Origin of the sequence: Dethiosulfatibacter aminovorans DSM 17477 (assembly GCF_900142005.1) — a bacterium.
In the GTDB taxonomy this organism is placed as follows: Bacteria; Bacillota; Clostridia; order Tissierellales; family Dethiosulfatibacteraceae; genus Dethiosulfatibacter; species Dethiosulfatibacter aminovorans.
In genome coordinates this window covers 174107-187370 of record NZ_FQZL01000006.1, presented here as the reverse complement: position 1 = coordinate 187370, position 13264 = coordinate 174107, and the positions used below count along the sequence as shown (strand labels likewise).

The window sequence follows — 13264 nt, the reverse complement described above, 5'->3', positions numbered from 1 at the left end:
ATGAGTAAGAAAATATACTATGGTAATGTTGCTGTTGGCGGAGACAGCGTGGTGACGGTACAGTCAATGACAAATACAGATACAAGGAATATTGTGGAGACTGTAAAGCAGATTAAATCTCTTGAGCGTTTAGGTTGCGACATAATAAGATGTGCAGTACCGGACACGGATAGTGCCTGTGCGCTTGGGGAAATCAAGAAAGACATAGTGATTCCTCTTATTGCCGATATACATTTTGACTACAAACTGGCTATAAAATCTCTTGAAAACGGAGCCGACGGAATAAGGCTCAATCCTGGAAACATAGGAAACAGGCAAAATGTAAGAGACGTTGTCAAGGCTTGCAGTGAAAGGAATATCCCAATAAGGGTGGGTGTCAATTCCGGTTCTGTAAAAAAGGAATATATAGAAAAGTACAATGGAGTAAATGCCGATTCTCTTGTTGAAAGTGCTATTGAACAGGTAGGCATAATCGAAGACTGTGGATATGACAATATTGTGATTTCAATCAAGTCATCTGATGTAAACCTGACATATGAGGCAAATAGTCTCATGAGAAAAAGAAACGATTATCCCCTTCATTTGGGTATAACGGAAGCCGGGTCCTTTGTCAACGGAACCATAAAGTCTGCAATGGGAATAGGCAGCCTTCTAATGAAGGGAATAGGGGATACAATCAGAATATCACTGACGGATTCTCCTGAGAATGAAGTTGTAGTGGGAAGAAAGATGCTTCAGTTTTTAAACATGAGGCCTTACGGACCCAATATTATATCTTGTCCCACTTGTGGAAGGACCAAGATAAATCTTCAAAGAATTGTTAAGGAAGTAGAAGAGGCTCTTGTTGATTGCAGGAAGGATCTGAGCATCGCCATAATGGGATGCATAGTTAATGGACCGGGAGAAGCAAAGGAAGCAGACATAGGCATTGCCGGCGGAGAGGGTAAGGCGGTTCTATTCAAGAAGGGTGAAGTTGTTAGAACCTTGAATGAAAAGGATGTTGTCAAAGAGCTATTGGATGAAATAGAAAAATTATAACTGCGTAATGCAGTTTTTTTATATTGGTGGTACAAACATGAGTGAGAATTTATTAATTAATGACTTGATTTCAAATATTGAATTGGATCACAGTTCCAGTAGAATGAAGATAGTGCTTGGTACTGAACGGATATTCGACCTGGCTTCACTGTACGAATACGAAAGGGAATATAGAAGAATGTTCTCTGACGGTATTGCAGTGAAAGTTGCATATGGCAGCAAGATTGAGGGCATTCCTGACAATATTGTGAAATCCAATATATGTTTTCTTTTCAAGAAATACATCAAGTCTTTTTCAAGGGAATTCAGTGAAGAAAATATTCAGGTTGAAGGTGATTCTGTTATTGTCAACATAAACAGCAAATTACTGTTTGATAATCTTATGAGAAGCAATACTGCCGATAAAATATCAGGATACAACGAAAAGGTATATGGATGCAAATACAATATCATCATAAATCTTGTCAAGAACAATGGCCAGGATCTAGATCTTGACAAGGAGCTTGATGAAATAGTCAAGAAAACCAGTGAAATAAACTCTGTACAGCAGTCTAAGAAGGCAAAGCAGCAGCCGGTGAAGCAAGGCAATGAAAAAGTGTCCGGTGAAAATGTTATTCTTGGAAAGAATATTAAGGACAGTTTTATTAAAATTGATGATGTAATGGATGTTGAAGGATTTGACTGTTGTTTGAGAGGGAAAATACTTTCTATTGAAGTCAAGGCTATTAAAAAGGATTTGTTCATCAGTCAGATTGACATTACAGACTATACGAATTCAATTACAGTTAAGAGTTTCATAAGAAAAGCAGATGCTGTTGAGCGAGTGGAATCCCTTGGTAAGGGAAGTACAATACTTGTGAAGGGCAGGATGAACTATGATACATACTCAAAGGAATATGTATTGATTGCCAACAGTATATGCATGTGCAGCATGGATTCGGAGGGTAAGGGAATATGCCAGGATACAAGCTCCGAAAAAAGGGTTGAACTCCATGTGCATAGCAAGATGAGTTCCATGGACGGCATCAGCGACTTCGGAGACATTGTAAAACGTGCAAAGGAATGGGGGCACAAGGCCATAGCAATTACGGACCACGGTGTTCTTCAGTGTTTCCCCGATGCAATGCATGCAGCTGACAAGCACGGATTGAAAATTCTTTACGGCGTTGAAGGGTATTTGTCGGACGATGACGTAACAATAGTGAAAAATCCTGTAAATCAGGGGATACGTGAGGAAATGGTGGTTTTTGATATTGAGACTACAGGTCTTTCCCCTATTAAGGACATGATAATAGAGATTGGTGCAGTAAAGGTTGTTGGCAATGAAATAACGGAGGAATTCAACATACTTGTTAATCCCGGCATGGACATTCCTGAAAATATTATTGAACTGACCGGTATAAGAAATGAAGATGTTAAGGATTGTGAAGACATTTATTACTGCATTGAGGAATTCATGAAATTCATAGGCGACTGCAAGGTATTGGTGGCCCATAATGCAAATTTCGATTATTCCTTCATAAGAAAATATCTTAAGGGTGATTTTAGTATTCTGGATACTCTTGAACTTTCACGGATACTTTTGAAAAAGAGAAGAAGCCATAAGCTCAACAAGATATGCGAGCATTTCAAGATATCACTTGAAAACCACCACAGAGCTTCAGATGATGCAAGAGCCACTGGAGAAATCCTTATTAGATTCATTGAAATGCTTGAGGAGAGAAAGATTTCAAATCTTACCGATGTGAATTCGGGACTGTCTACCGAAACTTCAATAAAGGATTCCCAGACATATCATATAATCATACTTGCTAAAAACTATGTAGGATTGAAGAATCTTTACAAGATAGTATCTGAAGCCCATATAAATTATTTCTACAAGAAGCCAAGAATACCAAAATCCCTGATCAGCAAATACAGGGAAGGTCTTATACTTGGCACAGCATGTGAAGCAGGAGAACTGTTCAAGGCTGTAATGAGCGGTTCAACTGATGCTGAAATCGACGAGATTGTTTCAATGTATGATTTTGTTGAAATCCAGCCGGTTATGAACAATATGTTTCTTGTAAATAAGGGGATTCTAAAAAGCAGGGAAGATCTAGTAGAAATAAACAAAAAGCTTGTTGAAATTGGAAAAAGGAACGATAAAATAATATGTGCAACCGGAGATGTCCATTTCCTTGATGAAGACGACAGTCAGACAAGAGAGATTCTTATGAGCGGCCAGGGATTTTCTGATGCCTCCGACCAGCCGCCGCTGTATTTTAAATCTACAGATGAAATGTTGAAGGAGTTTTCATATCTTGGAGAGGAACTTTGCAGGGAAGTTGTAATAACTGGACCTAATCTCGTAGCTGATTCCATAGAAGATGGAATCAAGCCAATACCTGACGGGACCTTTCCTCCTATTATAGAAGGTTCCGACGAAATGCTGAAGGAGATAACCCATAAAACCGCTTATGAAAAATACGGAAATCCTCTTCCTGAAATTGTCGAACAGCGATTGAACAGGGAGTTGAATTCCATTATATCCAATGGTTATGCCATCATGTATATCATTTCACAGAAGCTTGTTGAAAAGTCCTTGCAGCTTGGATACCTGGTAGGTTCAAGGGGGTCTGTTGGTTCTTCGTTTGCTGCAACCATGAGCAATATAACCGAGGTTAATCCTTTGCCTCCCCATTATATTTGCAGAAACTGCAAAAACAGTGAATTCATACTTGATGGAACTTATGGTTCGGGAGTGGATATGCCTTCCAAGAAATGCCCGGTTTGCGGTGGAGAATATGAAAAAGAAGGTCATGATATACCCTTTGAAGTATTCCTGGGTTTCAAGGGAGACAAGGAGCCTGATATAGACCTTAATTTTGCTGCAGTAGCGCAAATTGCAGCAATGAAAAATACGGAAGAGCTATTTGGTGAAGGGTTTGTATACAGGGCCGGTACCATAGGCACAATAGCTTCAAAAACGGCTTATGGATTTGTTAAAAATTATTTTGATGAAAAGGGCATGAAGCTGAGAAATGCTGAGATAAACAGGCTTGTGGATAATTGTACAGGAATAAAAAGAACAACCGGACAGCACCCGGGCGGAGTTATGATAGTTCCCAAAAACAAGGAAATATACGATTTTACACCTATCCAGTATCCTGCCAACAACAAAAAATCAGGTACAATAACAACGCATTTCGATTATCATTCGATTTCGGGAAGGATATTGAAACTGGACCTTCTTGGCCACGATACGCCCACTATCATCAGAATGCTTGAGGATTTCACCGGTGTAAGCAATTACGATGTTCCCCTTGACGACCCTGAAACCATTTCACTTTTTGAATCGCCTGAGGCGCTTGGGGTAACAAAGGAAGATATCAAATGTGAAACAGGCACTCTGGGAATACCTGAGTTCGGAACTCATTTTGTAAGACAGATGCTTCTGGATACGAAGCCAAGGACATTTTCTGACCTTGTCAGGATATCCGGCCTTTCCCACGGTACAGACGTTTGGATAAACAATGCACAGGAACTGGTCAAGAAAAACATAACAACAATAAGCAATGTAATATCAACGAGGGATGACATCATGACTTATCTCATCTATCAAGGGCTTGAAAAGAAAAGATCATTCGATATAATGGAGAGAGTAAGGAAGGGTAAAGGTCTAAGGGACGAGGACCTTGAAGCCATGCACGAACAAAATGTTCCCCAGTGGTATATTGATTCCTGCAACAAGATCAAGTACATGTTCCCGAAGGCTCATGCTGTTGCATATGTTACCATGTCTGTTAAGATAGCTTATTTCAAGGTTCATCATCCATTGGCCTTTTATGGCTCATATTTCACAATGAAGGCGCAGGATTTTGATGCTGACCTTGTAGTGAAGGGGGAGAAGGCCATAGAAGATACGTTAAACGAGATATCGAAGAAGGAAAGCAATACACAAAAGGAGAAGAATCTGTGTACGGTGCTTGAGGTTGCTCTTGAAATGTACAAGAGAGGATACTCCATACTGCCGGTTGATCTGTACAAATCCGACTACAAGGAATTTAAAATCGAAGACAATAAGCTCTTGCCTCCATTCATATCAATCCAGGGGCTCGGAGAAAGTGCGGCCCTCAGCATTCAGGAAGAGAGAGAAAAGGGAGAATTCATCTCCATAGAGGACCTTTCAAAAAGAGCCAGGGTGAACAAGACATGTATAGAGATTTTGAAAAACCATGGAACACTTGAAGGTCTTAATCAAAGCAATCAGATATCTTTATTTAATATTTGATTTTTCAACGATTTTGTGGTATAATGTTTTTTGTTGAATAAAGAAACTAGAGAGTGGGGCAGCCCACTCTTTCTAATTGCCCAAAGGAGGGTTGTATGAATAAGAATAATTTAATAGACTATGTGAGAGGTATTTCAGAAAAAATAGTTGAAGACATGGATGTTGATATCTATGATGTTGAATATGTAAAGGAAAGCGGTCTGAACTATTTGAGAATATATATATCTAAAGAAGAAGGAGTAAGCCTTGACGACTGTTCCCTTGTAAACAACAGAATCAGCGAGGAGCTTGACAAGGAAGATCCCATAGAAGACGCTTATTACCTGGAGGTATCTTCTCCGGGGATAGACAGAGCCTTTAGAAACGACAGGGACTTTGAAAGCAACATTGGGAAAGAGGTTGAAGCCAAGCTTTACTCGAAGCTTGACGGTAAAAAGTACTATTTGGGCATCTTGGTCAAATTTGATGAAAAGACAGTAACTCTTGAAGAGGGCGGAAAAGAAGTCACCATAGAAAGAAGCAATATAACAAAAATCAATAAATCAGTTGAATTTTAGTGGAGGAAGAAATGAACAAGGATTTTATCAGAGCTATTGATGATTTAGAAAAAGAAAAAGGAATATCGAAGGAAATCGTCATCGAGGCAATTGAAACAGCACTTATTTCGGGATATAAAAAGAATTATGGAAAAAATGGAAATGTAAAGGTTCAAATTGATACCGAAACAGGCCAATACAATGTATATACGGAAATGGTTGTTGTTGAGGAAGTTGAAGATGGCGGGTTCCAGATAGATCTTGAAAGTGCCAAGGAAATAGACGACAAGTACGAAATTGGAGATATAGTAAGAAGCACAATCCAGCCTAAGGAAGATTTTGGAAGGATTGCGGCCCAAACTTCAAGACAGGTTATACTCCAAAAGATAAGAGAAGCCGAAAGGGAGAATATCTATGAAGAATTCCACGGCAGGGAAAGTGAAATAGTAACAGGTACCGTACAAAGAATCAGCAAAAACAATATTTTCATAAATCTCGGGAAAATTGAAGGTATACTGACTGAAAGCGAGCAAATCCCCGGAGAGGTTTACAGACAGGGCGACAGAATCAAGGCTGTAATCGTGGATGTGAAAAATACGAGCAAGGGTGCAAATATCACCTTGTCCAGAACTCATCCTGATTTGGTGAAGAGAATATTCGAACTGGAAGTGCCTGAAATATATGACGGTGTCATAGACATATACAATATCGCAAGGGAAGCAGGTTCCAGATCAAAAATAGCTGTCATGACAAATGATGAAAATGTTGACCCGGTTGGTTCTTGTGTTGGAAACAAGGGTACAAGAGTAAAGGCCATTGTAGATGAAATAAATGGTGAAAAAATCGATATCATAGTCTATGACAAGGATCCGGTGAAATTCATTTCCAACAGTCTGAGCCCTGCTACGGTTGTAAAAGTCGAAGTCAACGAGAAGAGCAAAAGCGCCCTTGTAGTTGTACCTGATTTCCAGCTTTCTTTGGCTATTGGCAAGGAAGGACAGAACGCAAGGCTTGCAGCAAAACTGACCAGCTGGAAGATTGATATAAAAAGCGAATCTCAATATGATGCAATGAATGAAGGTGAGTAAATGAAAAATAAGAAAGTACCTATGAGGAAATGTCTGGGGTGCAATGAAGTTTTTCCAAAAAAGGAACTCATACGAGTGGTAAAGAATAAAGACGGAGATATAGCCATCGACTTAAAGGGTAAGATGAATGGAAGAGGGGCATATATATGCAAGAATAAGGAATGTTATGAAAAAGCATACAAGACTAAAAGGCTTAACAAGGCATTTCAATGTGAAATTTCGGAAGAATTATATGAAGAAATGTTAAAGGTTCTTGAGGATGATGAATAAAATATACGGCATGCTTGGCTTTGCCAGGAAAAGTGGAAATCTGCTTTTGGGATATGATGCAGTTACCGATGGAGTCAAGAATAAAAAGGTGGTTCTGGTAATTTGCAGTACTGATTCTTCAGAAAAAATCAGGGAAAAAGTGAAAAAACTTTGCAACACAAACACTATTAAATGTCTGGAATACGGTTTGAAAGTAGAAATCGGCAGCATTTTAAATAAATCGGAAGTGAGCTTCATAGGAATAAGTGATGTAAACATGGCGGACTATATAATGAAGCATTATTAACAGGAGGTGTTCTTTATGAGAATATACGAATTATCAAAAATACTTAATATATCAAGCAAAAAAATAATAGAATCGGCAGAAAAAGAATTGAACATTAAAGGGATAAAAAATCATATGAGTTCGGTTAGTGAACTAGATGCAGCCAGAATACAAAAACTGTTCCTAAAAACACATGAAGATAAGGCCCAGCCAAAGGCGAAGGAAGGCAAAACGACTGAAAATAGGCAAAAGTCAAGTGACAATAGAAATAATAAGCATCATGGTAAAGATCAGAGAAGCGGTGACAAGAGGCAAGGCAATCAAAGCAGACCGCAAAAGAGTGATGACAACAGACAAAACAACCAGAACAGGCAGGGTGGATCAAGCAACAGGAACAAATCGCAAGGCAGAGACGACAGGAAGCAATTAAGCAAAAAGTCCGGTGTTCAGCAGAAACAGCAAGGAAATGCCAGACAAGATGCAGACAACAAGGGTGGCAATGTAAAAAGAAGAAGTCTCCAGAAAAAGGAAAAAGGCAAGAAACAACAGTATAAGAGAGCCCAGGAGCTTAACAAGGTTGATGAAGTGAAAGAGTATAAAATTGGTGAATCCATCATAGTGAAGGATTTGGCCGAGGTATTGGAAATACCTGTAAACACTCTTATTACAAAATTGATTTCAAACGGTATTATGGCAAATCTCAACCAGGAAATAGATTTTGAAACAGCATACATTATTGCTGAGGAAATGGGAATAACCCTTGAAAAGATTGAGGAAATTGATGAAATTGAAGTCATTGAAAGTGACCTTGACTATGAAGATGATGAAAAGGACCTTAAGCCAAGACCTCCTATTGTTACAGTAATGGGACATGTTGACCACGGAAAGACTTCACTTCTTGATGCCATTAGGAATACAAACATAACTGACGGTGAAGCAGGTGGAATCACTCAGCATATTGGTGCATCTGAAATAGTCATAAACGACAAAATAATCACCTTCCTTGATACTCCCGGTCACGAAGCCTTTACTTCAATGAGGTCCAGGGGAGCACAGGTTACAGATATAGCAATACTTGTAGTTGCAGCTGACGATGGCATCATGCCTCAGACAATAGAAGCCATCAATCATGCAAGGGCAGCGGAAGTACCTATAATTGTTGCAATAAACAAGATAGACAAGCAAAATGCCAATGTAGACAGGGTGAAGCAGGAGCTGGCCGAGCAAGGTCTGTTGACTGAAGACTGGGGTGGCAGTACAATAAGTGTTGAAGTGTCCGCTCTTAAAAGAATAGGAATCGACGAGCTATTGGAGATGGTTCTTTTGGTTGCCGAACTCGAAGAACTCAAGGCCAATCCAAACAGACTTGCAGTAGGTACAATCATAGAGGCTAGACTGGACAAGGGCAGGGGACCTGTAGCTACGGTACTCATAGCAAAGGGAACACTTAACAAGGGTGATTTTGTACTGACTGGTACTTCCTACGGCAAGATCAGAGCCATGGTCAACAGCAAGGGAAGAAGAATTACAACGGCTACACCTTCTACACCTGTTGAAATAACAGGATTGTCAGAAGTTCCTGAAGCAGGTGAGATACTGTATTCTGTTGAGGATGAAAAAATGGCCAAGGACCTTGCAGAGAAGAGAAGACAGAAAATCAAGGATGAATCCAATAAGGGAACTGCAAGAGTTTCGCTGGAAGATTTGTTCAGCAGAATACAGGAAGGTGAAATTCAGGATCTTAACCTGATTGTAAAGGCTGACGTAAAAGGTTCAATTGAAGCAATAAAACAGTCTCTTGAAAAGCTTAGCATAGAAGAGGTAAATGTCAAGACTATCCACGGTGGTGTAGGTGGAATAAACGAAACTGATATTATGCTTGCTTCGGCTTCAAATGCCATAGTAATAGGATTCAACGTCAGACCTACAAATTCTGCCATTGAACTTGCCAAGAGGGAAAATGTGGATATCAGAACCTACAGCGTAATTTATAGTGCCATCGAAGATATCGAAGCTGCTGTAAAGGGGATGCTGGCACCTGAATTCAAGGAAACAGTACTTGGAAGAGCCGAAGTTAGGCAAATATTCAAAGTTTCCGGTGTTGGAACAATTGCAGGTATCTATGTGTCAAGTGGTAAAATCACTAGAAAGTCAAGCATAAGACTATTAAGAAATGAAATAGTCATCCATGAAGGAACAATAGCTTCCCTTAAGAGATTCAAGGATGATGCATCAGAACTGAATACAGGTTATGAAGGCGGCCTTATGATTGACAAATACAATGACCTTAAAGAGGGCGACATCATTGAGGCATTCATAATTGAAGAAATAAAAAGGTGATGTTAAATGAACAGTAAAAGGAAAAACAGACTCAAGCAGGATATAAAGAGGTACTTGAGTTCTATAATACATAATGATGTTAAAGACCCAAGATTGAATGAACATGTTTCCATTACCGAAGTCAGGATAACTGAAGACATGAAATTCGCCAAGGTATATATTTCAGCAATTGGGTCTGACAAAAACAGAAAAGAGACAGTTGAAATACTGAATAAGGCAAAGGGATATATAAGAAAGGAGCTAAGTTCGAAGCTTACTACAAGATTTACACCGGAGCTGAACTTTTATCTGGACGAGAGTATTGAAAACAGCATCAGGATTAACGAGCTGTTGAAAGGCTTGGAAAACGAAAAGGAATAGCAGGTGCGAAATGAATAAACATAATATAAATTATGTAAACAATATCAAGGATTTGATAGAAAAATCCAGCAGTATAGCGCTGATTTCCCACAAGGACCCTGACGGAGACTGTCTGGGGTCTCTGCTGGGGCTTTACAATATTTTGTTTGACAGAGGAATAGAATCAGATGTTTACCTTGATAGTGGAATACCTGACAACTATGCATTTTTGCCGGGTTTGTCAAAAATAAACAGCAAACCCGGTAAAGATGGACATGACCTTGTCATTGTTTTGGATTGCAGTGATTTGGACAGAACTGGAAATATGAAAGAAGTATTTCATGGCGGGAAGAAGAGTGTATGCATAGACCACCATGAATCAAACCTGAACTTTTGCGACATCAATATTGTTGAAGAGAACTGTAGCTCCACTGGCGAGATGATATATAAAATGTCCAGTCAATGGGGATACGAAGTAGGGAAAGATTCTGCTGTAAACTTATATACGGCAATATTGACTGATACGGGAAAGTTTATTTATGATAAAACAACTCCGGATACTTTCAGATGTGTTGCCGAGCTGGTTGAAAAAGGAATAGATTTCACTGATATAGTTGATAATGTATATGGAAGCGAGGACAGACGGGCAGTTTTGGCAAAGTCTAAAATTCTTTCAGAAGCGGAGTTTTTCTATAACGGAAAGCTTTCAATTGGATGTGTCAGTCAAAAGATCCTTGAAGACTATGATGTGGAAATGAAAAACATAGATGGACTGGTTGAATCTTTAAGAGATATAAAAGACGTTGAAATATCCTGCATACTGAAGGAAACGGGAGAAAACAGCACTAAAGTCAGTCTAAGGTCTAAGGGCGACATAAATGTATCCAAAATAAGCAGATTATTCAACGGCGGAGGACATGCAAAGGCTGCAGGTTTTACATTGAAAAACAATATTTTTGAAGCTAAGGATATAGTGGTTGAAAAACTAAAGGAGTTTTTATAGCTGTGGCCCGGTTAACTCAGCAAATCTGCTTTTTTGGAGGACTGGAATGAATGGAATAATAAATGTATTGAAACCTACGGGAATGACATCTCATGATGTTGTATCAAGAATCAGGAGAATAATTTCGCAAAAAAAAGTAGGACATGCCGGAACTCTCGATCCAAATGCCGCAGGAGTTTTGCTCATTTGCGCAGGAAAGGGAACCAAGCTGTCCGACTATCTCATGGCATTTGACAAGGAATATGTCTTCCATGTAAAACTTGGCCTCCTTACTGATACATTTGATATTTATGGAAAAACAATTCATGTAGATGACAACTTGAAAGAAATCCCTGTTGAAGAGATCAGAAGTGTGTTGGATGGTTTTCGAGGAGAGTCGTATCAGACACCGCCAATGTATTCAGCATTGAAGGTCAACGGCAAAAAGCTCTATGAATATGCAAGAAGCGATATTGAAATAGAACGCAAAAAAAGAAGGATTTACATAGATAGAATTGAACTTCTGGATTATTCATTTCCTTATATAAAGGTCAAGGCCAAGGTATCCAAGGGGACCTATATAAGAACCTTATGTTATGATATTGGTGAAAGACTTGGCACCTGTGGGACAATGGAAAATCTTGTAAGAACATTTGCAAAAACCCAGGCGATAGAAGATTCATATACGCTTGAGGAGATTGAGAACATGTATAAGCTTGGCAATACTAGCTTTCTCAAGAAATATGACGAGGTGTTGAAGCTTGATTCCATTATGTTTGATGACAATGACATTGACAAGTTGAAAAACGGAATCAAAGTGAAAAGTAATGAAGCAGATGGATTAAAGGATATGTTCTATATAAGGGATGTACATGGCGATATCCTAGGTATAGGAGAAAAATCAGAAAAAAATCTGATAAAAATAAAGAAACGATTGATCTAGGAGAAAATATGAAACATATTACAGCGGCAATTGGTAATTTTGATGGAATTCATATAGGGCATAATGAAATAATCAGGAATTGCATAGAAATTGGCAATCGTAATTCTCAGCAGAAGAAAATCATAACATTTGAGTATGAATTTGCAAATATATCCAATAGTGCCAAGAGAATGAAAAAGATATATGGAAAGAATGGCAAAATAGGTTCATTGAGAAATTATGGCATTGATGATATCATATTTTATTCGCTTGATGAGGATACTGCAAAAATGTCTCCGGAGGAATTCATATCTGAAGTACTGATTGACCAGCTCCAGATAAAAAACATTGTAGTTGGATTTAATTTTAGATTTGGATACAAGGCCATGGGAGACATTGGACTGTTGAAATATTTAAGCAAAAAATATGATTATGATGTTTGTATTATCGATGCCATAAAAAAGGATGACATAGTTGTCAGCAGTTCCATAATCAGGACTATGATTGAAAGCGGAGACATCGAAAGTGTGAACGGTCTTCTTATGGAAAGATATAGAATGGACCTGAGAGACCATGATGTGAAACCAATGCCTGGAAATATTTTAAAATTTGGGGATATGCGTTTTGCATATCCGCCGACAGGGGAGTACCTGGTGTTTGCCAATGAACGGTTTCAACATGTTAAAATTAAAAATACAGGTAATGAATTCTTTCTGGGAACAGAAAAGAAACTAAATACTCATTTAATTGAATTTATTAAAAAGATTAATTGAAATTATTGGAAAATCTGATTTACAAAACAAATCAAATGTGTTAAAATACTAGATGTTCCAATATCTATGTTCTTCGACACCTCGACGAATGCATGGATTTTGGTGAAAAAAATAATCGGAGGAAACAAAATGGCATTAACTAAAGAAGAAAAGCAAAGCATCATAGAAGAGTACAGACTGAGTGAAACTGATACAGGTTCACCGGAGGTACAGATAGCTATACTTACAAATCAAATCAATCAGTTGACTGAGCACTTGAAGGTAAACAAGAAAGATCACCATTCAAGAAGAGGTCTGTTGAAAATGGTTGGTAAGAGAAGAGGTCTTCTAAACTACCTAATTAGTAAAGATATTGAAAGATATAGAAGTATCATAAGCAGACTAGGATTAAGAAGATAAACAAGAGCGGGGTTCACCCGCTCTATTTTTTAATTATCC

Annotated in this window: 12 protein-coding genes; all 12 read left to right on the top strand. The window is 38.6% G+C overall.

Annotated elements, in window-relative coordinates; genetic code table 11:
• The 12 genes from ispG (at window position 1) to rpsO (ending at window position 13225) form a co-directional block, all read left to right on the top strand.
• The gene (ispG, locus tag BUB05_RS04360) at window positions 1-1038 is read left to right on the top strand and encodes a flavodoxin-dependent (E)-4-hydroxy-3-methylbut-2-enyl-diphosphate synthase (RefSeq protein WP_073047737.1); all 1038 of its coding nucleotides are present in this window, start codon (window positions 1-3) and stop codon (window positions 1036-1038) included.
• A gap of 37 nt (window positions 1039-1075) precedes the next feature.
• Entirely contained in the window at window positions 1076-5311 is a 4236-nt protein-coding gene (locus BUB05_RS04355) for a PolC-type DNA polymerase III (RefSeq protein ID WP_245819744.1), read from the top strand.
• 95 nt (window positions 5312-5406) lie between these two features.
• Window positions 5407-5868, top strand: coding sequence for a ribosome maturation factor RimP (locus tag BUB05_RS04350; RefSeq protein ID WP_073047731.1), 462 nt, complete (start codon window positions 5407-5409; stop codon window positions 5866-5868).
• An 11-nt stretch (window positions 5869-5879) separates the two neighbouring features.
• Entirely contained in the window at window positions 5880-6935 is a 1056-nt protein-coding gene (nusA, locus tag BUB05_RS04345; RefSeq protein ID WP_073047728.1) for a transcription termination factor NusA, read from the top strand.
• On the top strand, window positions 6936-7205 hold the full coding sequence (gene rnpM, locus BUB05_RS04340) for an RNase P modulator RnpM (RefSeq protein WP_073047725.1): 270 nt from the start codon (window positions 6936-6938) through the stop codon (window positions 7203-7205).
• Entirely contained in the window at window positions 7195-7491 is a 297-nt protein-coding gene (locus BUB05_RS04335) for a L7Ae/L30e/S12e/Gadd45 family ribosomal protein (protein ID WP_094762704.1), read from the top strand. The genes rnpM and BUB05_RS04335 overlap by 11 nt, the downstream gene beginning before the upstream one ends.
• Window positions 7492-7506: 15 nt before the next feature.
• On the top strand, window positions 7507-9810 hold the full coding sequence (infB, locus tag BUB05_RS04330; RefSeq protein WP_073047720.1) for a translation initiation factor IF-2: 2304 nt from the start codon (window positions 7507-7509) through the stop codon (window positions 9808-9810).
• Between the two features lie 6 nt (window positions 9811-9816).
• Complete coding sequence (gene rbfA, locus BUB05_RS04325) at window positions 9817-10170, top strand: 30S ribosome-binding factor RbfA (RefSeq protein WP_073047717.1); 354 nt, start codon at window positions 9817-9819, stop codon at window positions 10168-10170.
• A 10-nt stretch (window positions 10171-10180) separates the two neighbouring features.
• On the top strand, window positions 10181-11152 hold the full coding sequence (locus BUB05_RS04320) for a DHH family phosphoesterase (RefSeq protein WP_073047715.1): 972 nt from the start codon (window positions 10181-10183) through the stop codon (window positions 11150-11152).
• Window positions 11153-11198: 46 nt separating this feature from the next.
• Window positions 11199-12074 (top strand): tRNA pseudouridine(55) synthase TruB, encoded by an 876-nt coding sequence (gene truB, locus BUB05_RS04315; RefSeq protein ID WP_073047711.1) that lies wholly within the window; start codon window positions 11199-11201, stop codon window positions 12072-12074.
• An 8-nt stretch (window positions 12075-12082) separates the two neighbouring features.
• Window positions 12083-12826: a hypothetical protein gene (locus BUB05_RS04310; protein WP_073047708.1), complete on the top strand. Its 744-nt coding sequence runs from the start codon at window positions 12083-12085 to the stop codon at window positions 12824-12826.
• 129 nt (window positions 12827-12955) lie between these two features.
• Complete coding sequence (rpsO, locus tag BUB05_RS04305; RefSeq protein WP_073047706.1) at window positions 12956-13225, top strand: 30S ribosomal protein S15; 270 nt, start codon at window positions 12956-12958, stop codon at window positions 13223-13225.
• Window positions 13226-13264 lie beyond the last annotated feature (39 nt).

What these genes read in the sequence shown, in the direction of transcription:
- BUB05_RS04355 (WP_245819744.1), top strand. Translation starts at nt 1,076, where the DNA reads ATGAGTGAGAATTTATTAATTAATGACTTGATTTCAAATATTGAATTG.
- BUB05_RS04350 (WP_073047731.1), top strand. Translation starts at nt 5,407, where the DNA reads ATGAATAAGAATAATTTAATAGACTATGTGAGAGGTATTTCAGAAAAA.
- BUB05_RS04310 (WP_073047708.1), top strand. Translation starts at nt 12,083, where the DNA reads ATGAAACATATTACAGCGGCAATTGGTAATTTTGATGGAATTCATATA.
- truB (WP_073047711.1), top strand. Translation starts at nt 11,199, where the DNA reads ATGAATGGAATAATAAATGTATTGAAACCTACGGGAATGACATCTCAT.
- BUB05_RS04320 (WP_073047715.1), top strand. Translation starts at nt 10,181, where the DNA reads ATGAATAAACATAATATAAATTATGTAAACAATATCAAGGATTTGATA.
- rbfA (WP_073047717.1), top strand. Translation starts at nt 9,817, where the DNA reads ATGAACAGTAAAAGGAAAAACAGACTCAAGCAGGATATAAAGAGGTAC.
- infB (WP_073047720.1), top strand. Translation starts at nt 7,507, where the DNA reads ATGAGAATATACGAATTATCAAAAATACTTAATATATCAAGCAAAAAA.
- nusA (WP_073047728.1), top strand. Translation starts at nt 5,880, where the DNA reads ATGAACAAGGATTTTATCAGAGCTATTGATGATTTAGAAAAAGAAAAA.
- rnpM (WP_073047725.1), top strand. Translation starts at nt 6,936, where the DNA reads ATGAAAAATAAGAAAGTACCTATGAGGAAATGTCTGGGGTGCAATGAA.
- BUB05_RS04335 (WP_094762704.1), top strand. Translation starts at nt 7,195, where the DNA reads ATGATGAATAAAATATACGGCATGCTTGGCTTTGCCAGGAAAAGTGGA.
- rpsO (WP_073047706.1), top strand. Translation starts at nt 12,956, where the DNA reads ATGGCATTAACTAAAGAAGAAAAGCAAAGCATCATAGAAGAGTACAGA.
- ispG (WP_073047737.1), top strand. Translation starts at nt 1, where the DNA reads ATGAGTAAGAAAATATACTATGGTAATGTTGCTGTTGGCGGAGACAGC.